The sequence below is a fragment of the Alteribacter populi genome (assembly GCF_002352765.1).
Classification (GTDB): Bacteria; Bacillota; Bacilli; order Bacillales; family Salisediminibacteriaceae; genus Alteribacter; species Alteribacter populi.
This window is the reverse complement of record NZ_KZ293963.1, coordinates 233,599-255,279: the sequence shown is the minus strand read 5'-3', so window position 1 is coordinate 255,279 and position 21,681 is coordinate 233,599. Positions and strand designations below refer to the sequence as shown.

The 21,681-nt window shown below is 40.6% G+C and carries 18 protein-coding genes; 1 reads left to right on the top strand and 17 read right to left on the bottom strand.

Going from position 1 to position 21,681, the window contains the following annotated elements; translation table 11 throughout:
* Positions 1–118: 118 nt before the first annotated feature.
* From CDZ94_RS01275 to CDZ94_RS01240, 8 genes are all read right to left on the bottom strand, one after another.
* Positions 119–1,444, bottom strand: coding sequence for a dihydrolipoamide acetyltransferase family protein (locus CDZ94_RS01275; RefSeq protein ID WP_280951812.1), 1,326 nt, complete (start codon positions 1,442–1,444; stop codon positions 119–121).
* A gap of 23 nt (positions 1,445–1,467) precedes the next feature.
* A complete protein-coding gene (locus tag CDZ94_RS01270) occupies positions 1,468–2,451 on the bottom strand; it encodes an alpha-ketoacid dehydrogenase subunit beta (protein WP_096434737.1) in 984 nt (327 codons plus the stop codon).
* Between the two features lie 4 nt (positions 2,452–2,455).
* A complete protein-coding gene (locus CDZ94_RS01265) occupies positions 2,456–3,451 on the bottom strand; it encodes a thiamine pyrophosphate-dependent dehydrogenase E1 component subunit alpha (protein ID WP_096434736.1) in 996 nt (331 codons plus the stop codon).
* 40 nt (positions 3,452–3,491) lie between these two features.
* Complete coding sequence (lpdA, locus tag CDZ94_RS01260; protein ID WP_096434735.1) at positions 3,492–4,919, bottom strand: dihydrolipoyl dehydrogenase; 1,428 nt, start codon at positions 4,917–4,919, stop codon at positions 3,492–3,494.
* A gap of 12 nt (positions 4,920–4,931) precedes the next feature.
* Positions 4,932–6,062, bottom strand: a complete 1,131-nt coding sequence (gene buk, locus CDZ94_RS01255; RefSeq protein WP_425352553.1) for a butyrate kinase — start codon at positions 6,060–6,062, stop codon at positions 4,932–4,934.
* A gap of 35 nt (positions 6,063–6,097) precedes the next feature.
* Complete coding sequence (bcd, locus tag CDZ94_RS01250) at positions 6,098–7,198, bottom strand: branched-chain amino acid dehydrogenase (RefSeq protein WP_096434733.1); 1,101 nt, start codon at positions 7,196–7,198, stop codon at positions 6,098–6,100.
* A 78-nt stretch (positions 7,199–7,276) separates the two neighbouring features.
* Positions 7,277–8,179, bottom strand: a complete 903-nt coding sequence (locus tag CDZ94_RS01245) for a bifunctional enoyl-CoA hydratase/phosphate acetyltransferase (RefSeq protein WP_096434732.1) — start codon at positions 8,177–8,179, stop codon at positions 7,277–7,279.
* A 168-nt stretch (positions 8,180–8,347) separates the two neighbouring features.
* Positions 8,348–10,432: a sigma-54 interaction domain-containing protein gene (locus CDZ94_RS01240; protein WP_096440494.1), complete on the bottom strand. Its 2,085-nt coding sequence runs from the start codon at positions 10,430–10,432 to the stop codon at positions 8,348–8,350.
* Between the two features lie 246 nt (positions 10,433–10,678).
* On the opposite strand from CDZ94_RS01240, the gene CDZ94_RS01235 reads away from it, so the two are divergent.
* Positions 10,679–10,936 (top strand): DUF2627 domain-containing protein, encoded by a 258-nt coding sequence (locus tag CDZ94_RS01235; RefSeq protein WP_096434731.1) that lies wholly within the window; start codon positions 10,679–10,681, stop codon positions 10,934–10,936.
* 121 nt (positions 10,937–11,057) lie between these two features.
* Here the strand turns inward: CDZ94_RS01235 and CDZ94_RS01230 are convergent, their stop codons facing one another.
* From CDZ94_RS01230 to dxs, 9 genes are all read right to left on the bottom strand, one after another.
* Positions 11,058–11,780, bottom strand: a complete 723-nt coding sequence (locus CDZ94_RS01230; RefSeq protein ID WP_157812005.1) for a hypothetical protein — start codon at positions 11,778–11,780, stop codon at positions 11,058–11,060.
* A gap of 53 nt (positions 11,781–11,833) precedes the next feature.
* Positions 11,834–12,517, bottom strand: coding sequence for a glycosyltransferase family 2 protein (locus CDZ94_RS01225; protein ID WP_096434729.1), 684 nt, complete (start codon positions 12,515–12,517; stop codon positions 11,834–11,836).
* Positions 12,514–13,608 (bottom strand): putative cytokinetic ring protein SteA, encoded by a 1,095-nt coding sequence (steA, locus tag CDZ94_RS01220; RefSeq protein ID WP_096434728.1) that lies wholly within the window; start codon positions 13,606–13,608, stop codon positions 12,514–12,516. Before steA ends, CDZ94_RS01225 begins: the two co-directional genes overlap by 4 nt.
* 177 nt (positions 13,609–13,785) lie before the next feature.
* On the bottom strand, positions 13,786–14,580 hold the full coding sequence (spo0A, locus tag CDZ94_RS01215; protein ID WP_096434727.1) for a sporulation transcription factor Spo0A: 795 nt from the start codon (positions 14,578–14,580) through the stop codon (positions 13,786–13,788).
* Positions 14,581–14,932: 352 nt separating this feature from the next.
* Positions 14,933–16,222 carry a SpoIVB peptidase gene (gene spoIVB / locus CDZ94_RS01210; protein ID WP_096434726.1) on the bottom strand — a complete coding sequence of 430 codons (1,290 nt, stop codon included), beginning with the start codon at positions 16,220–16,222 and terminating at the stop codon, positions 14,933–14,935.
* Positions 16,223–16,566: 344 nt separating this feature from the next.
* Positions 16,567–18,267: a DNA repair protein RecN gene (gene recN, locus CDZ94_RS01205; RefSeq protein WP_096434725.1), complete on the bottom strand. Its 1,701-nt coding sequence runs from the start codon at positions 18,265–18,267 to the stop codon at positions 16,567–16,569.
* A 58-nt stretch (positions 18,268–18,325) separates the two neighbouring features.
* Positions 18,326–18,775: a transcriptional regulator AhrC/ArgR gene (gene ahrC / locus CDZ94_RS01200; RefSeq protein ID WP_096434724.1), complete on the bottom strand. Its 450-nt coding sequence runs from the start codon at positions 18,773–18,775 to the stop codon at positions 18,326–18,328.
* 168 nt (positions 18,776–18,943) lie between these two features.
* The gene (locus CDZ94_RS01195; RefSeq protein ID WP_096434723.1) at positions 18,944–19,774 is read right to left on the bottom strand and encodes a TlyA family RNA methyltransferase; all 831 of its coding nucleotides are present in this window, start codon (positions 19,772–19,774) and stop codon (positions 18,944–18,946) included.
* Positions 19,775–19,789: 15 nt separating this feature from the next.
* Positions 19,790–21,679: a 1-deoxy-D-xylulose-5-phosphate synthase gene (gene dxs, locus CDZ94_RS01190; protein ID WP_096434722.1), complete on the bottom strand. Its 1,890-nt coding sequence runs from the start codon at positions 21,677–21,679 to the stop codon at positions 19,790–19,792.
* Positions 21,680–21,681 lie beyond the last annotated feature (2 nt).

The following is a 21,681-nucleotide window of genomic DNA, read 5'->3' as shown; positions in this document are numbered from 1 at the left end:
CGCTTGCGCTAAATGTTACTCCAATTACTAAAAAGTTATCCACAACCTAAGCAAATATAAATTCCTAAACGATAAAAAACTGCCTCAAATAATTGAGACAGTTTTTGTTGTAATTTAATTAGTAAAGACTGATCGTATCTTCGTTCATATTCTCTAATGTTGCTTTCACATCAGCCATAAACTTACCACAGATTAACCCATCTAATACACGGTGGTCCAGCGACATACAGAGATTCACCATATGTCTTACAGCAATAGCGTCGTTGTCTAATACGACCGGCTTCTTCACGATCGATTCCACAGAAAGAATTGCTGCTTGCGGGTGATTGATGATCGGCTGTGACAACACCGAACCGAATGATCCCGTGTTATTTACAGTAAACGTTCCGCCTTGCATATCTGCTTGGCTTAACTGATTTGACCGAACTTTACTCGCCAGGCCATCGATTTGTCTTGCTAGGCCCTTCACTGATTGCTCATCGGCATGCTTAATTACCGGCACGAAGAGAGATTCTTCTGTTGCAACTGCAAGGGAAATATGAACATCTTTGTGACGAATGATCTTATCGCCTTGCCAGCTGGAATTGATTTGCGGATACTTTTTCAACCCATCAACAACAGCTTTTACGAAGAAAGGTAAAAATGTAAGCTTCATACCTTCTTGATCAGCAAATTTGTTTTTCACTTTGTTGCGGTAGCCAACGAGGTTTGTCACGTCCACTTCGACCATCATCCACGCGTGAGGTGCTTCGTGTTTTGATTTCACCATATTTTGAGCGATCGCTTTACGTACACCTGAAACTGGAATCTCTTCTACGCGACCATTAGCAACTGGAGCAGCACTCGGTTGTTGAGGTGCTTTAACAGCCGGCTCTTCCTTCGCTTTTTCAGCGCTTTCTTTAGCAACCATTTCTTTAGGTGTTGACTGCTTGCTCGGTGCTGGCTCTTTTGGTGCTTGGCCTTGTTTTGGCACAGATCCACTGTCTATTAAGCCTTGTAAATCTTTTCGAGTAATACGTCCACCTCGTCCAGACCCACTCACTTGGTTTAAATCGATATCATGCTCTTGCGCCATTCTTAATACGGCAGGAGAATAACGCTTCTTCTCTGACGTGTCTTCCCCTCCAGTTTTTTGAGTAGATTCCTCTTCCGGAGCTTCAGAAGCAGGTGAAGCAGAGGTCTCTTCTTTCGTATCACCTTCTTCTCCCTCTACGTCCATTGTACAAATAACTTCACCAACACTGATCGTTTCATCTTCATCAGCAATAAGCTCTGCAATCGTTCCAGTATACGAAGAAGGAACTTCCGCATTTACTTTATCTGTCATTACTTCAGCAATAGGATCGTATTTATTTACTTGATCTCCTGGCCCGACCAGCCATTTAGTAATCGTACCTTCCGTTACACTTTCCCCGAGTTGGGGCATCGTAATATTTGTTGCCACAGACAGGCACCTCCTTATATATTTTAAAATTCAGCTAAATCACGCATCTCAGCTTCTACTTTATCAGGGTTAACCATAAATTCTTTTTCCATTGGCGGTGCATAAGGCATAGATGGAACATCTGGCCCGCATAGGCGGCGTACTGGAGCATCCAGTTCAAACAAGCATTCTTCAGAAATAATGGCAGACACTTCACTCATAATACTTCCTTCTTTGTTGTCTTCCGTTAAGAGAAGGACTTTTCCTGTTTTCTTCGCTGCTTCTACAATCGCTTCACGATCTAACGGGTAAACCGTACGTAGGTCGAGGATATGAGCACTATATCCATCTTTTTCAAGTTTTTCAGCTGCTTGCATAGCAAAGTGAACGCACAAACCGTATGTAATGACGGTAATATCTTCTCCTTCACGCTTCACATCTGCTTTTCCGATTGGAAGTGTATAGTCGTCTTCAGGAACTTCGCCTTTAATTAAACGGTAAGCTCTTTTATGCTCAAAGAAAAGAACCGGATCATCATCACGGATTGCTGCTTTTAACAGTCCTTTGGCATCGTGTGGTGTTGAAGGCATGACAATTTTCAAGCCTGGTACATTTGCAAACAGTGCTTCTACAGACTGAGAATGGTAAAGTGCACCATGTACGCCGCCACCATAAGGGGCACGAATTGTAATCGGACAGTTCCAGTCATTATTAGAACGGTAACGAATCTTTGCCGCTTCAGAAACGATTTGGTTTACAGCAGGCATTATAAAATCAGCAAACTGCATTTCTGCAATTGGGCGCATGCCATACATTGCAGCACCAATTCCCACACCCGCGATAGCTGATTCGGCTAAGGGGGTATCAAGAGCACGATACTCACCAAATTGCTCATACAAACCGTTTGTGGCGCGGAAAACCCCTCCACGTCTACCTACGTCTTCTCCTAATACGAATACGTTGTCGTCTCGCTCCATCTCTTCTTTCATGGCTAATGTAATTGCTTCAATATAAGATTTGACAGCCATCGTATTACTCCCCTCCGTATACATGATCGTAAGCGGTTTTTGCATCGGCATAAGGCGCTTTTTCAGCATAGTCTGTTGCTTCATCGATCAATTTTCTTAGTTTTTCTCTAAGCGCTTCTTCTTTTTCTTCTGTTAACACGCCTGCTTCGCGTAAATAGTCCGCAAAAGTATAAATCGCATCCAGCTTTTTTGCTTCTTCGACTTCTTCACGCTCACGGTAAACACTATCATCATCGTCACTTGAATGAGGCGTTAGGCGATAGGATACTGTTTCAATAAGTGATGGGCCTTCGCCGCGGATTGCGCGTTCACGGGCATTTTTAACCGCTTCATAAACGGCAAGTGGATCATTTCCGTCAACCGTTTCGCCATGAATACCGTAACCAACCGCACGGTCTGATACTTTTTCACAATTTAACTGCTTATCGTATGGTACTGAAATCGCATATTTGTTGTTCTCGCACATGAAAATAACCGGCAAGTCGTGAACACTTGCAAAGTTAATCCCTTCATGGAAGTCTCCTTGGTTTGAAGAGCCTTCTCCAAACGTTGTAAAGCTGACAAATTCTTCATTTTTCATTTTTGCAGCAAGGGCAAAGCCAACTGCATGAGGGACTTGCGTTGTTACAGGAGAAGACCCTGTTACAATATTGTTTTTCTTTTGTCCAAAGTGACCAGGCATCTGACGACCACCTGAGTTTGGATCCTCTGCTTTTGCAAACCCGGAGAGCATCAATTCTTGTGGAGTCATACCGAAGGCTAAGACGACTCCCATATCCCGGTAATAAGGTAATGCGTAATCTTTGTCCCGATCTAAAGCCAAGGCTGCTCCTACTTGAGCCCCCTCTTGACCTTGACAGGAAATAACAAACGGGATTTTCCCCGCTCTGTTTAATAGCCACATGCGCTCGTCAATCATACGAGCGAGAAGCATTTGTTCATACATTTCCAAAACATCATCGTTAGATAACCCTAATTGTTCGTGGCGCTGTTCTGCCATCGTATTCCCTCCTTCTAATCGTTCAACCATTTCTATTTATTTATCCATGGATTTGACGGCCATCCACTGCTAAAGCGGCTTCCCCAATTGCCTCTGAAAGACTTGGGTGCGGGTGAATCGTTTCTGCTACTTCCCAATGAGCAGCATCTAAAACTCGAGCCAGAGCTGCTTCAGAAATCATATCTGTTACGTGGGGACCAATCATGTGTACTCCAAGTAAATCGTCTGTTTTTGCATCTGATACAAACTTAACAAAGCCAGTTGTGTCTCCGTATACGAGCGCCTTACCAATTGCTTTAAAAGAAAAAGTACCTGTTTTTACTTCATACCCTTTCTCTTTCGCTGCTTTTTCTGTTAGACCTACATTGGCTACTTCTGGAGATGAGTAAGTACATTTTGCGACATTATCAGGATCAATGGCCTGTGCATCATCATCTCCCGTCATATGTTCAACTGCTGCAATACCTTCGTGTGAGGCTACGTGAGCTAATTGTAGGCCACCAATAACGTCGCCGATTGCGTAAATATGGGATTCTTTCGTTTGATAATGCTCGTTTACTGAAATGAACCCTTTCTCAACTTGAATATCAGTGTTTTGTAAACCGATATCATCAACATTAGCTGCTCGCCCGACTGAAACAAGTACTTTTTCAGTTGAGACTGATTTCGTCTCCCCTTTGTGCTCATACGGAACCGTCACTTGTCCATCTTTTTCTTCCACCTGATCGCTAATAACACGGGCGTCGGTTACAATGGTAATTCCCTTTTTCTTTAACGCTCTTTTCATTTCTTTTGAGATGTCTTCATCTTCTAAAGGAAGAACGTGTGAGGCATACTCTAAAATCGTCACATCAACACCAAAATCAGCGAGCATTGATGCCCATTCCACACCAATAACTCCTCCACCTACAATTGTGATCGATGATGGCAGGGTTTCCATTTTGAGCGCTTCATCTGAAGATAGAATCGTCGATTCATTTAAAGTAAGTCCTGGTAATGACCGTGGGTGACTCCCTGTTGCAATTAACACATTTTTAGGAACGAGCATTTCATTTTCGGTTCCTTTTGTATTTTCGACAGAAATCGTACCCGGTGAAGGTGAGAAAATAGACGGGCCCAAAATTCTTCCATGCCCTTCGTATACATCTATTTTTCCTTTTTTCATTAAGTGTTGAACACCTTTATATAGCTGATCTACAATACCGTCTTTACGCTTTTGAACTTGACTGAAATCAAGCGTCGGTTTATTGGTTTCAACGCCAAAATCACCACTTTTCTTAACGGTTTGATAAACTTCCGCACTTCTTAAAAGTGCTTTACTTGGAATACACCCTTTGTGTAAGCAAGTTCCTCCTACTTTTTCCTTCTCTACTATGGCAACCTTAAGTCCCAGTTGGGCAGCTCGGATCGCCGCCACATAACCACCAGTTCCGGCGCCTAAAACAACCAAATCATATTCTTGAGACATGTGGACCTCCCTTTAATTGCTAAATTCTACAGATGATTTCACTTGATCTTCTGCGTATACTTTCGGCGTTTCTTCTTCTCTTAATACTCGCAGTGCTCCTTCTGCAAGAGCTTGTAGCTCATTTTCACCAGGTTTTACGACCACGTTAGCAATCCAATGTACCCGTTCGATAATCTTATGGACAAAGTCTTTTCCATACGCAAGTCCACCAGTGAGTACAATGGCGTCTATTTCACCACGTAAAACAGCAGCAGAAGCAGCCACCTCCTTGGCAATCTGGTAAGCCATTGCGTTGTAAACCTTTTCCGCTTTCTCATCACCTGATGCAATCCGTTTTTCAACTTCAACAGCATCATTCGTTCCGAGATGGCCAACGAGGCCCCCTTGGCCTACAATTTTTTTCATTATCTCATCTGAATAGTAATCTCCACTAAAACACATTGCGACTAAGTCTCCAGCAGGGACTGATCCCGCACGTTCAGGAGAAAATGGGCCCTCCCCGTGCAAACCATTATTTACGTCAATGACTCGGCCATTCTCATGGGCACCAACGGTAATCCCACCACCCATATGAACGACAATCAGACGCAAATCTTCATAAGCTCGCCCTTTATCTTTGGCTACTCTTCTTGCTACCGCTTTTTGATTAAGAGCGTGAAAGATACTTTTACGTTCAAAATCTGCAAATCCTGAAATTTTAGCTAGTTCATGCATTTCATCAACAACTACAGGGTCAACAATATATGAAGGAATGTTAAGTTGCTTTGCGATTTCATTGGCCACAATTCCTCCAAGGTTTGAAGCATGTTGACCTGAATATCCGTCTCTCAAATCTTGAAGCATTAATTCATTCACTTCATAAGTGCCGCCTTCGATTGGACGAAGAAGCCCCCCTCTGCCGACGACAGCAGACAATTTAGAAAGGTTGATTCCTTGATTATCTAATGTTTCAAGAATCATCTGCTTTCGAAATGGGTACTGGTCGATAATGGAATCATAGTCTGACAATGTATCTCGATCATGACGGATTGTTTCTTCTAGAATCGAGCGTTCATTGTCAAAAATACCAATTTTCGTTGATGTTGATCCTGGGTTGATAGCTAAAATACGATGTTCTTTATGTTCCACTTCGTTTACCTCCATCATGTATCAAGGTTACCGTTATTATACGGTTATCCTTACCTTTTTCCTCGACTCATAATATTCATGTCATTTTGCAAGAACTGCTTACGAGAACGACGCATCGTTTCAATACGTTCTTCAGCCATTCGATCAGCAGCTACGTAAGATGGAATATTATCGCGTTTGGCAATCTCAAAAATCTTCGAGATGTTATCGTAAATCGTCTCTACTTTTTTCATTGCTCGGTCACGGTTATACCCGTTTAATTCATCTGCTACATTGATTACCCCGCCGGAGTTAATCACGTAATCTGGAGCATAAATCATGCCTTTTTCTTCTAAAGCTTCACCATGTCTTGTTTCTTTTAATTGGTTATTCGCCGCACCAGCAATGACCTTTGCGTTTAATTGTGATAACGTTTCATCATTGATCGTAGCACCTAGTGCACATGGGGCATAGATATCACAATCGACACTATAGATATCATCAATATTGACCGCTTCTGCACCGAATTCTGTCACAGCTTTCGCTACGGCATCTTCATTAATGTCCGTTACAATTAGCTTCGCACCTTCTTTATGCAGGTGACGGCAAAGGTTGAATGCAACATTTCCAATCCCTTGAACAGCAACACGCTTACCTTGTAATGAATCTGATCCAAACGCTTCTTTTGCTGCTGCCTTCATCCCGACATAAACACCATAAGCTGTTACCGGGGAAGGGTTGCCAGAAGAACCGAATGCAGGAGAAATACCAGTTACATAATCTGTCTCTTGATAGACTAAATCCATATCGTCAACGGTTGTGCCTACATCCTCAGCTGTGATGTAACGACCATTTAGCCCTTGGATATATCGACCAAATGCACGAAACATTGCTTCATTTTTATCTTTGCGCGGATCGCCAATAATAACTGTCTTACCTCCACCAAGGTTTAACCCTGCCGCTGCATTTTTGTACGTCATTCCTTTTGACAATCGCAACGCATCTTCAAATGCTGCTGATTCGTTATCGTATGTCCACATCCGTGTACCACCTAAAGCAGGTCCAAGAGTTGTGTCATGAATAGCGATGATCGCTTTTAAGCCCGATTGTTGATCTTGACATACTACCACTTGTTCATAGTCATAACTTTCCATGTACTTAAAGATTTCCATCTAATTATTCCTCCTCTAATTTACGGGCATTTATCGTGGTTGCCCATCACATTTTTGCTTTGGATCTATCACAAAGTCCTAAAGTGCAGCACCTACAGCCAACGTCATAGAAAATAATTTACTTTCAATTGAGTCAGCTCTACTTGTCAGGACAATCGGGGCTTTCGCTCCTGCAATGATGCCACCCACATTCGCTTTTCCAAAAATCGTGAGTGACTTATAAATGGCATTTCCCGTTTCAATTGAAGGGACGAGTAAAAGATCTGCTTGACCTGCAACTTCCGAATTTATTTTTTTCTGAGCCGCAGCTTCGGGTGATACCGAAATATCAAACGCTAAAGGGCCATCCATAATGCATCCTTTAAGTTGACCTCGTTGATTCATTTGCGTAAGTGCAGCAGCATCTAGCGTCGCTTGCATTGCTGGGTTAACCGTTTCTACTGCTGCCAATGCAGCTACTTTTGGTTGCTCCATACCGATGCGATGAGCTACATCAACGGCATTTGAAGCGATGTCAAGCTTCTCTTTTAAATCAGGAGCAATGTTCATTGCTGCATCCGTGAGTAATAATAAAGAATCTCGCTCTGGTAGATCAAATGCTGCTACGTGAGAAAGTACCTTCCCACTTCTCAATCCATTCTCTTTATTTAAAACAGCCTTTAATAAAGTTGATGTCCCCACCATACCTTTCATCAAAACATCAGCTTCACCATTATTGACTAGTGAAGTTGCGCTGGAGGCTGACTCTTTTTCATTACTCGAATCAACAAAAGTCACACCATCATTATTGGCGATGTTTGCTGCTTCCGCCAATTTCACCATCGTCTCTTTTGGCCCAACAAAAACAAATGAGGCAACCTCTGCTTCTAATGCTCTTTTAGCTGCTAAGAAGAGACTCTCGTCAATTGCATGGGCAATGGCTATTTTTTTCTTATTGCTATTGTTCGCCTTAATCCGTTGCAATAGGTCTTCAAACGTCATATTTCACCCTACCTTTCATGATGCCGATCTTCCACGTTAATATTAATGCAAAAATGATGCCAACTTCACCAAAAACGGAAAACGCTTTCAGATAAAGAATTTCATATCAAAAGCAACCAAGCACAAAGTGCAAAATATTGCATTGTACGCAATATTTTGCAAGCAATATTATTCACTGTCCTTTATTACCTTTAGATTTAGCTTGTCCATTTTGTAATATAAATTACGTATTGATAACTGTAAGGCTTCTGCCGTTTTCGTTTTATTATTACTAAAAGCTTTTAATGTCCGTTTAATAATTTCTTTTTCCTTTTCTTCCATTTGCTCCTGAAGGCTTCCTATACTTTCTTCACCTAACTTTTCCTCCGCCTGTTTAGAAGTGCTCGATTTTTCCATTGCTAATGGAGGCAAATGGGTAGTATCAATCAATATTTGTGAATAATGCATATGAATCATTGCTCTCCCTAATATATTTTCTAACTCCCTGACGTTACCTGGCCAATTATAATTCATTAAATGGTTAAGTCCACTTTCAGTCAAACCTTCGACGTTTCTCCCATAATCTTGATTCAACTTTGTTAATAAATGCTGGCAAATATTTGGTATATCCTCTTTTCTTGCACGTAATGGTGGGATTTGAATAGGCATTCGATTGAGACGGTAGTACAAGTCACTCCGAAATTCTTTTTCATTCATTTTTTGCTCGAGGTTCACATTCGTTGCCGCGACCACTCGTACATCAATGTCAATCGTCTTCGTACTTCCCACCCGAACCACTTCTTTTTCTTGCAATACCCGAAGGAGTTTAGCTTGTGTTTCGCTCTTTAATTCTCCGATTTCATCTAGAAAAATAGTCCCTCCGTGCGCTTCTTCAAATAATCCTTTTTTCCCTCCACGTTTAGCACCAGAAAATGCGCCCTCTTCATACCCGAAAAGTTCACTTTCAAGCAAACTTTCAGATATGGCAGCACAGTTGACTCTTACAAACTTGTTATATTTGCGATCGCTTCCATTATGTATAGCATGGGCAAACAATTCCTTACCCGTACCCGATTCACCTCGAAGTAAAATAGTAGCAGGGGTTGTAGCAGCCATTTTCGCCTGTTCTATTGCAATGTTAAATTCCTCGGAATCGCCAATAATATCTTCAAACGTATATTTCGCTTCTAATGTTCTGATGATCTGTTTAGCTCGTTCTAATTCTGTATTTAACGTTTCTAATTCCGATACATCATGAATGATGCCAATACTCCCTTTTAACGTTCCATCTACAATAACTGGTGCTACGTTTACAATGACATCTTTTCGCTTAGGACCCACTTTAAGTCTCGTTCCGCGTACAGGTTTACGCGTTTTTATCACTTGAAGGTGCATACTCTCTCCTTCAGAAATGTCTGTTGTCGCGGGTTTATTAAGTACTTCCTCCGGCGTAAGACCTGTAAGTCTCGTATAGGCAGGGTTAATAATTAACCCCTTTCCTTCTTCATCGACTACACTGATCGCATCATCAGACGAATGGATAATAGCTTCTAGCATCGTTTGAACACTCTTTAAGTTTGTTACTTCCTCAGCCATTTGCTCGATTTCAGTAATATCTTTGAACACAGCAAGAGCCCCGATTGTGTGGTTTCCCACCTTCATCGGTAAGCGAGTGGTAATAATCGCCCTCCCTTGGTAAATCGCTTGGCGTTGATTTCTTTCAACCCTCCCTGTTTTTAAAATACGTGGTAATTTACTAGAAGGAAGCACACTATGAATTGCCTTTCCAATGGTGTCTTCTTTTTTTAATCCTGCTATTTCTTCAGCACGCTTATTAATCAGCGTGATTCTTTCCTCATCATCAATTGCAATCATTCCATCATGAGTTGAGTTTAGTATCAACTCTAATTTAGAGAAGTGCTTTGTTTTCTCATTCAAAAGTTCTTCTTTTTCTTCGATCAAGTAAAAAAGAATGGATGCGACTGAACTAGGTATGAGCGTAATCGGTTTTGCCGACAATTCATTTCGCAAATTTTCATATAAAGCCGGATCACCCGTTACTTCAATGACTGTGTCAATGCCACTGAGCTGACTTAACGCTTTCTGCCACTGTGTAAAAACAGGAATATGAGCGCGCTTTGCTTTTAAACAACCAGGGCTCTTTATGTTTAAATCTACAACCCCTTCCACTTGTGTATGAGCGGTTCGGTGAAGGACATCAAATAATGCCGCTCCTCCTGTTCCGCCTCCAATTAGAAGAATTTTTTTGACCATCACTCTTCTCTCCCCCCTGTTAATTCTCGATGTTACCTTTATTGTATCGTGTATGCAAGATTTTTCATAGTACATAGCTGTTTTCGTAAAGTTTGTTGCTTTTTGAGCGTTTATTCGGGCTTGCTTTAATAAACAAATCTTTACTAAATGAGCCTAGTACGTTTACAGAGGGCATACTAATTAGGATTTGCAGACATTCTTTTATTCAGATAAAATAGAAGAGAATTCATAGAAAGGAATTTGCTTATGACACTTCAACGATTTTTAGCACTCCTCGTCCTCCTTATTCCCGGTTTTATTGCCGGTTACGGAATTAAACTTATGCGCGACACAGTGTTCCAAATCTTAAATATTCCCTATCCGTCTTTACTACTCCAATTTTTTATCGGCTTATTAGCTCTAATCTTAGGGGTATGGTTTATCGGGGGGTTTATTTTACACCGAGACCGGAAAAACAAAAAAGTTGCTCCTCGTTTTCAACTAAAAGAGAAGAAACAGGTATGACGAAAAACTTGAAAACTTTCAAAGCTTAACCATAAATAAGCAATGGCCTCACTTGCTGCTCTCCCGTTATGAAAACGCTCATAGCGGGCTTTTAGTTTTGCATCTTCTTCGCTTATTGCCTCTAGGTTTCTTTTCTTTGTCCAAAGAGATCAATTGCTCTAAGGAGCTTTGTTTTTGCGACAATTCGACTGATTGAGTATTTTTCTGCAAGGATTGTTAACAAAACACAAATGGTTACTAAGGTAATGACGATACTATTTCCATCAAGATATCGAGCTAGTACGGCTAAATATGCCCCGAATACCATAGCACCATTATCTCCTAGCATCGTTCGCTCTCTGACTTCTTCTTTAAACCACAAAAGAAATAAAATCAGTAAACCCGGAACGACAAGCAAACCACCCTGTAACTGAAAGAGGATAACGAAATAAATAAGCGCTCCCACCTTCATTACGCGCAGCGGTCTAGTATCAAGTAAATTAAGTACATGGGGAAGTAAAATTAACAATGAGGAAAGTATAGTCGCTTCAGAAAATGAAATTTCCCCACTTTTTAATAGAAGAAGTAAATATAGAAAGGAAAGAATCACTCCACCAAAAGCTTTTATGAAACCAGTGGTCATTTTTCTTTCATTGAAGCAATAACGGAAATGTCCTGTTATTCCTTTAGGAAATGAAGTACCGAATTGGTCATCCATCCACCCAATTAACCAAATGCTCAACAAAAACCAATAATCAACCGCTTGAAGCTCAATTGCAGTTGGGCGAACATAGTCAAGGGTAATCCAGAAAAAAAGAACCACTCCAAAGTTATACGGCACGGATTTATTATTGAAATTTTTCACCGTCCACCGCCATTTATGAAAAAAATGTGATGTAACAGTGTATAATATTGCAATTAATAAAGGTTTCCAGAGGTACGCTGCCATAAAAAACGCTCCATTTCATACCATTGTTTCGATCGGTGTAAAAAGCCGTGAATCGTTTTTCCATAAGCATGGTGCTCCATAAAAGTAGGAACTTCTTTAATAACAGCCCCACGGCTTAAAAAGTCGAAATTACATGCCATTTCAAAACCGAAGCGACTATCTCTAACGTCTTCTGAAAGATAGTTAACCCATTTCCGGTGAAAGGCTCTCTGACCAGATAATGGACTAAAAAGCTTTACATAAAATTGTCGGAAAAGGACTTGCTGTGCTCTTCTCTTCATAAAACCAAGGCCTTTTCCATTTAAAGTAATAGGAAATTCAGCAATTGTGACATCTGCTTCTTTTTTCAGAAGGGGGGAGAGCAGCTTACTTGCTTCTTTTGCCGTCGATCGTAAATCCGCATCAAGAAGCATTACGTATTCACCACGCGCTTGTCTTAATCCAGTAATTGCAGCTGCAGCTTTTCCTTGATTCAAATGAAAGCGAAAAACTTCATCAGCATATTTACTCGCTACTTTTGCCGTTTGGTCAATACTTCCGTCATCGATGACATAAATCCGTTCAAGCCAAGACTGGTGCCGTAAAGTTTGTAAAGTTAGTTCAATATTTTCTTCTTCATTATAAGCAGGGATGATCACATCAACCCTCATCATCCTTCACTCCTTCCATGAGTTCCCCAGTTTTCTTCCTCGATTAAACGATGTCGCATTCTTTTATTGAAGGCAAACAAGGAGGCTGGTGAGAGTTTATTCCCTGCTTTCAAATCACTAAGTTTATCTCCAGCAAAAATGCGGATTAAAATTGTCGATCCCATACCAGGTCTGTTTTTTTCCATCAACTCTAAAAAGCCGGTTCGACAACCGATCGTAAAAATGTGTTCAGCACCTGATTTATATGCAAGGGCTAGAGCTAAATCTTCGCTCACTCCAGGAAACTGCCTCATTTCAGAGTTCACGCCATATTGCTGCAAGTTTTCATACCCTGGGCTTATCCCGGACAAATAAGCGTGAGCAATAAATTCACAATTCATTCCATACACTTTTTTCGGTAGTGAGTCCATATCTCCGATTATATAATCAGGCTTTAACCCAACCGCCAAAATCCCTTCCACCGCACCATCAACAGCGAGGATTTGCGAATTTGGTAAGCGGAGAACATCCCACCAATATTTAAGATCTTTCTCATATCCCGGTCCTCTCGCCACCACAAAAACGAGCTTGTCTTCCAAACTCGTCACAGGTTTTAATTGTTCGATACTACGAAAAAAAACAGGTAATTCTTCACGTGCATAACTAAGGCTGTTTTCCATAAATGTATGGAAAACACTCATCATTCGCTCCTGACTCTCATTCATCTTTCTCATGAGTTTTGCCGCATCCCACTTGAATACATGTCCTCTACTTTCCCAAACATCATTACATTTGACTAAAAGATCTTCCCCTTTAATCATGACATCAAAATCCCAACCTTGGAATTGTTGGTTCAAATCAGCCTCATTTATAAGGTCATAAACAGGAATATGATGTTCTAGAAGAACTTTCACACCTTCATGATAAAAAGCACCCGACATAGATGGTGCTTTGTTTATTACAGCTTTGACCCCTTTATTAATTAAGGACTCTGCTGCTACTCGATCAATATCCCGGTGACAAATTAGCGCAATTGCACGATTTGGTAATTCTTTTACCAAATCTTTCGTTTTTTCTCCGTAATAACCTTTACCTAAAATGACAGGTCCACTCATGGTTGTGTCCCCCTGTACTTTTGATTATGTATAGTATGGACGAAAGAGAGACGATTCAACCAAATCCATTCAAGCTTTATTTCTTTTCTTTAAAAATAAGCGATTTTCACACAAAAGAAGGGTGTAGCGAAAGGTTGGTTTTTACCTTTCGCTACACCCTCTTACTAAAAGAACGAATTAACTCACTTTATGTTCAATCCTTAATTTATCGGCAACCATTGCAATAAACTCACTATTTGTCGGCTTCGCTTTTGACACGCTCACTGTGTAACCGAACATTTTCGAGATCGAATCAATGTTGCCACGGCTCCAAGCGACTTCGATTGCGTGACGGATCGCTCTTTCTACTCGGCTCGCTGTAGTATTATATTTTTTAGCGATGTCTGGATAAAGAACCTTTGTAATGGACCCCAACAATTCAATGTCATTATAAACCATTGTAATTGCTTCTCTGAGATACATATACCCTTTAATGTGAGCCGGAACACCAATTTCATGAATGATACTTGTGATACTCGCGTCCAGATTCATCGGCTTGTTCTCTTTTTTCATCGATGACTGAGATTGACCTGATGATTTTTTCACATAGCTCTGTCCGTTTCCACTGACATCACGGACTTTATTAATTAATGTATCCATGTCAAATGGTTTTAAAATATAGTATGAAGCCCCTAGTTCTACCGCTTTTTTCGTGACATCTTCCTGACCGAAGGCAGTTAACATAATGATATTAGGTCTCTTGTTTAACTTTAGTTCATTCATTTTATCGAGAACAGCCAGACCGTCTAGATGAGGCATTATAATATCTAAAATTAGGACATCAGGTTCTTCCTCTTCAACAAGATCCAAACATTCCTGACCATTATAAGCCTTTCCGACAACTTCCATATCTTCCTGCGAATCAATATATTCCTCTAGTAACATAACCAATTCTCGATTATCGTCAGCAACACAAACTTTTACTTTTTGCACGTGATTTCCTCCCTATACACTATTCTCTTCATACCGTTACTAGTTCGACAAACAGATTCTATATCCTTTTCAATATGGGAGATTTTCTAAAAAAACTTAGTTTTTCTTACGTTTTTAAGCGATTACTCTTATTTTCGACCTCATTCGATCCTTAAGGTGATATTCCACCAAACGATTGTCGAAAATTCTTCATATTGATTGTACCATACCTTCTTCACAATAAAAATCGCTTACCTTTATTAGGCGAGAATACTTCAAAATCATTTTTGTGTAAGGTGAATTTAGAAATTTATCCGTTTATAACCCTTTACGAAAACAGCCTTTATTAAATTACAAAAAAGGCGGCTGTCGATCAGCTCGCCTCTGCTTGTTTTGAATCATTATAAATGTCTACTCCTGCCTCCTCAAGCATCCATTCAATGTGACAGGCATATCCGGAAGTCGGGTCATTCACAAATACATGAGTTATAGCTCCGACGACTCGGTTGTCTTGGATAATCGGGCTCCCACTCATTCCCTGAACAATCCCACCGGTAGCGTCTAACAATTCTGGATCAGTTACTTTAATAACCATCCCTTTTGTTGCAGGAAATTTCTGAACTGTACTACTGACGATTTCAATATCAAACTTTTTGACCTCTTCCCCTTCCACAACAGTTAAAATTTCTGCTGGTCCTTCTTTCACTTGATGAGACAACCCAATTTCCATCGGCTCATCCCATTTTCCATTCTCGATCGAGGCATTTAATTTGCCAAAAATGCCAAACGAACTATTTTTTTTAATGTCACCAAGGATTTTTCGGTCATTGGAAAAACGAGCAAGCTTTTCTCCCGGTTCACCATTTAGTCCTTTATCAATTGAAGTGACTCGAGAGGTAAGAATCTCACCATCATTAACATGAATCGGCTGCTTCGTGTCCATATCTGAAATGACATGGCCTAGTGCACCATATTTTTTTGTATCTGGATCATAAAACGTTAATGTACCTACTCCAGCTGCTGAATCTCGAATATACAACCCGAGTCGGTATGACTGTTCACCTTTTGCCTGCTTAGGTGATAGTTCTCGATTCAACGTTTTTTCTCCTCGTTTTACCTCAAGCTTAATTGGCGTTTTGTTTTCCCCTGCATTTTGGACAATGGACGAAATATCGCTCATATCTTTAATCTCTATACCGTCCATCTTTGTGATCATATCTCCAACTTCTATTCCAGCATTTTCTCCAGGCGAATCAGTTCCCTCTTCTGTATCGATTAAGTGATGACCGACAACTAATACGCCTTCCGTGTGAACCCTTACCCCAATGGATTGACCACCTGGGATAATTTTTTTCTCAGGCAAGACTGTAACATCCATCGTTTTTAATGGAAAACCGGCCACCCCCAACTGTACTTTTGTGTTACCGGGCTTCACACCTGCTATTGTTGTTTGGTCTTCTTGAGAGAAGACACGAACTGTTTCATCTGTCTCATCCGACTCCAATACACTTAGTGAAGCCGGCACTGCAAAGTCTTGTCCTTGAAAGAATAAGATATCTGCCGGTGTGTCAACATATTGTTGAATTGGAGGATAAAATGCAGCGCTGAACAGCAACACAAGGAGAATCGCCCCAACGGCTTTTTTTACTAATCCTTTTTTCAATCATTTTCACTCTCCTCGCTCCCGACCTGCACCTGCATCATGGCTGTATCTATAATGTAGCCTTGAAAAAGATCATTTATAACAGGAAGATATAGAAAACCACCTATGAAATGCCGTTATATAGGGGTTTTTGATGTTCTCTCCAATATCTGTGTAAAATGCTAAAATAAAAAGCTAACCATTTTTGTGGTTAGCTTTGATTAACTCGTTTAAAGTTTAACATATTGTGCGTATTCAATAAGGAGCATAAAAAGAGAAGTGTATCGAGGCGGTGTTTAACAGGAGACCATATTTTACGACAGCTAATTTTTAGCAGCTTTTTGAACATCGTCATATAAGAATTTTTATGAGATATTCGTACTCTTCATTTCTTCAGCCTGGACGAGAAGCTCTTCAGCATGCTTTCTAGTTAAGTCCGTCATCTCAACTCCAGAAATCATCCGTCCCACTTCCTCAACTTTTTGTCGCTCGGTAAGTGGCGTTACCTCTGTCGTCACTCGACCTTCTTTTTCCCCTTTTGCAATGAACAAATGAGTATCTGCCATCGCTGCAACTTGAGGAAGATGAGTAATACATAACACTTGTGAACCAGCGGAGATGTGATGAATTTTTTGAGCAATCGCTTGGGCTACCCTGCCGCTTACACCAGTGTCAACTTCATCAAATATTAGTGAGGTTACACCTTCATGTCCGGCAAGAATCGTTTTTAATGCTAAAATAATTCTTGAAATTTCTCCACCCGAAGCTACTTTGACGAGTGGTTTTAAAGGCTCCCCTTGATTTGTTGCGACCATAAATTCAACATGGTCATAGCCATCTTTCGTAAATACTTTTTCTAGACGGTCATGAAAGGTCACTTCAAATTTTGTTTTTTCCATGTAAAGTTCTTTAAGTTGACGCTGGATTTCATCCGTTAGCTTCGAAGCTTCCTGCTTGCGAAGTTTTGAGACATGTTTAGCCTCGACAGATAAATCCTTTTGAATAGCCTCTAGCTCCTCAGCCCATTTTTGTAAATGCTCCTCTTTGTTTTCAAGGGTTTCAACCTCTTCTTCTATCTTAGAAGCATATTCCATGACGTCATTGACATTTTCACCATACTTACGCTTCAATGTGTTTAATTCGCTAAGCCTGGCTTCGATATCATTTAACCTTTCCGGATTAAATTCGATACTTTCCACATAATCCCTTAATGAAAAAGCTGTTTCCTCTAATAAGTAGTAACAGTTGGTGATGTTTTCATGAATTTTTTTTAATCCTTCATCAAGCTCTGAAGCTTCTTCCATTTGATTTAGGGCAACCATGATCCATTCTAGCCCTTTATTTTCTCCATACAAAGCCTGATGACTGTCGTGAACTCGCTGGTATAGTTGTTCACTATTCCCTAACCTTTGTTTCTCTTCTGATAGAAACACGTCCTCATCAGGTTGAAGCTGTGCCTTTTCAATTTCTTCTAATTGATATTGAATTAAATCGAGCCTTTGGGCCATTTGCTGCTCATTTTCAGTCAGTTGTGAGAACTTCTTTTTTGTTTTTGTATAACGATCAAATAACGCGCGGTACTCTTGTTTTGCTTCATAAATTTCATGTTCAGCATAACGGTCTAGCAAAAACAAATGCTTGTCTACTTGAAGCAACTGCTGATGTTCGTGTTGACCGTGAATGTCGACAAGTAATTGGCCAACTTGCCGTAAGCTTGCAAGCGTAACCAATTTACCATTGATCCGGCAAATACTTTTTCCTTGGCTTGTTATTTCTCGGCGTATTACGACTGTGTCATCTTCAGTAGGTTCTATACCTAAATCGTTTAATAATGGATAAATATCATGACTCGCTTCGACGGAGAATAATCCTTCTATCTCAGCCCGCTTACTACCATGTCGGACAAATTCAACTGATCCTCTCCCACCAATTAACAGGCCAATTGCATCGATAATAATCGACTTCCCCGCTCCTGTCTCTCCAGTTAGAACTGTTAACCCTTCTTCAAAAGGAACATTTACGTGATCAATAATCGCAAAATTTCGAATTGATAAATCTACTAACAAAGGCAAACACGTCCTTTATAAACCAAAGTTTACACCTTATAGTGCGTGTGCAAAATCTTTATAGCATTTCTAAAAACCGGTCACTGACAGGCTCTGTATCGCCCTCTTGCCGGCATATAATTAAAATTGTATCATCCCCGCAAATCGTTCCTAATACTTCATTCCAATCCAGGTTATCTATAAGAGCCCCAACAGCATTTGCATTTCCCGGTAACGTTTTCATTACAATCATGTTACTTGAATAATCGACGGAAACAAAACTGTCCATTAACGCTCTTTTAAGTTTTTGCAACGGATTAAAACGCTGGTCTGCTGGAAGGCTATACTTGTATCGGCCGTCCATCATCGGCACCTTCACGAGATGCAATTCTTTAATATCCCTGCTTACAGTAGCCTGAGTCACATTAAATCCCGCACTACGCAGATATGCAACGAGATCGTCTTGTGTTTCAACTTCATTATTCGTAATAATTTCTCGTATTTTAATATGGCGCTGCCCTTTATTCATACTTACTCCTCCGTCATTTCACATCAGTGTTCATAAATATACTTTAAATTCAATAGTTATAAAAACTCATCTATATGTATCTTATATGAATTTAACCAAGGTTACAAACATCTTTCATCTATACACGAACAAAAAGGAGACAACAAATGAGATGCCTCCAATTAACCATTATTCCTTTTTTCTTAGCTGATGGGCTTCTTCTACAATTCCTTTTATATCTTTATTAAAAAGGGAAGATGAAGCTTCCTCTGTTTCGAGTGACTGAAGGTGCATCAAAAATTCAATGTTTCCTTCTCCTCCTCGAATGGGCGATGGGATGACGCTGTGCACTAAAAATCCTAATGACTCAGTAAAGTGAACCATATCTTGAATGACTTTTTCATGAACACCTGCGTCACGAATAATCCCCTTCTTACCAACTTCTTCACGGCCAGCCTCAAACTGGGGCTTCACCAGTGCAGAGACTTCTCCGCCTTTTGCTAAAATCGCTTTAAGAGGCGGTAAAATTAAGCGGAGGGAAATGAAGGATACATCAATCGTAGCAAATTCAGGTAACCCTTCAGTAAAGTCTTCAGGTTTAGCGTAGCGAAAATTCGTCCGTTCCATTACAACTACACGCTCGTCCTGCCTAAGCTTCCAGGCTAACTGATTATATCCTACATCGACGGCATAAACTTTCCGGGCACCATTTTGTAGGGCGCAATCTGTAAAGCCTCCTGTGGAGGAGCCGATATCAATAACAACTTTAGTATCGAGATCGAGATTAAAGGACTTAATGGCGCCTTCAAGCTTTAATCCTCCCCGACTTACATAAGGAAGGGACTGACCTTTTAACTCAATTTCACATGCGGATTTTACTTTCGTACCAGGTTTATCGATCCGTTCTCCATCCACCAGAACCAGACCAGCCATGATCGTTCGCTTTGCCTTTTCTCTCGTTTCTATTAAGCCTTTGTCTACCAGTAGAATATCCAGACGTTCCTTCTTTTCCTTGTTCATTTGTTCTCTCCGATACTAAGCTCTTTGTTTCTTTCTTGGAAGGATCTCAATGACACGGTCGGCCACATTTGCCGAAGTCAGGCCAATCTCTTCCCACAATTCAGGTACACTGCCGTGTTCAATATAATAATCAGGAATACCCATTCTTTCAACTGTCACGGAATGGAATTGTTGTTCATGGAAGTGCTCAATGACAGCGCTTCCGAACCCACCTAGTAAAGCGTGTTCTTCAAGTGTTAATATAGGACGGTTTTTCATCGCCAATTCACGCAGCATGCCTTCATCTAAAGGCTTAATCGACCTCGCATTAATAACTTCTACATTAATTCCTTCAGATTCGAGCCTTTCAGCGGCATCCATAGCAACCGGAATCATCGTCCCAAATGTTAGAATCGTTAAATCTTGTCCATTTTTTAGTGTTTCCCACTTCCCAATCGGCAGTTGTTTGAAATCTTCATCCATTTTTACTCCATATCCATTTCCTCGTGGGTAACGGATTGCAATTGGACCATCATCATGAGAAACAGCAGTATAGACAAGGTGCTGTAGTTCATTTTCATCTTTTGCCATAAGAATTTTCATATTTGGTAAGTGACGTAAGTATGAAATATCAAAAACACCTTGGTGAGTTTCTCCGTCAGCACCTACAAGACCTGCACGATCAATAGCAAAGAAAACATTAAGGTTTTGACGGCACACGTCATGAACCAACTGATCATATCCACGTTGCAAGAAAGTGGAATAGACAGCAAAAACCGGCTTTAACCCTTGAGTGGCTAGTCCAGCACTCATCGTAGTTGCATGCTGTTCTGCAATCCCAACATCAAACATTCGGTCAGGAAAATCCTTCGCAAATTCATCGAGTTTTGTTCCACCCGGCATTGCTGCTGTAATGGCCACTACACGTTCATCTTGTTTGGCGATTTTTTTAAGTGTGTTAGCAAACACAGCACTGTATCCTGGAGGTCCCGGCTTCTTCACCACTTCCCCAGATTCAATTTTATAGGGTCCCAAACCATGCCAAGTACCTTTAGCATCAAGTTCTGCTGGCTCATAACCTTTTCCTTTTTTCGTAATAACATGAACGAGTACAGGTCCTTTAGTTTTTTTTGCATATTTCATGTTTTCTTGAAGATCTTCAAGATCATGACCGTCTACTGGACCTAAATAGGTAAAGCCCATTTCTTCAAAAAACATACCGGACACAAGTAAGTATTTCAAACTATCTTTCACTCGTTCAGCCGTGGCAGCCAAACGTCCACCAAATGCAGGGATTCGCTTAATTAACATTTCAAGCTCTTCTTTTGCTTTTTGATACTTACCCGCTGTTCGCATTCTGCCTAAAACACTGTGCAGAGCACCCACGTTCGGGGCTATTGACATTTCATTATCATTTAATACGACAATGAGGTCTGTTTGCTCATGCCCGATATGGTTTAATGCTTCTAGTGCCATTCCGCCGGTTAATGCCCCGTCACCAATGACCGCTACGATATTTTCATCTGTCTTCTTTAAATCTCTTGCAACAGCCATTCCCATTGCTGCAGATAAAGACGTGGAACTATGACCTGTTTCCCAAACATCATGCTTGCTTTCCGAGCGTTTCGGGAATCCACACAGCCCTTTATACTGCCTCAATGTGTCAAACTGATCTGCTCTTCCAGTCAAAATTTTATGAACGTACGCCTGATGTCCGACATCCCACAAAAACTTATCCTTAGGGCTTTCAAACAGCTGATGAAGCGTTAAGGTCAGCTCTACTACACCTAGGTTGGGACCTAAGTGTCCTCCTGTAACTGATAAGTTCTCAATGAGAAAATTACGGATGGTCTGAGCAAATTTTTCAAGCTCATCATTACTATAATCTTTTAGGAATTCAGGGTCTTTAATTTTTACTAAATCCAAGA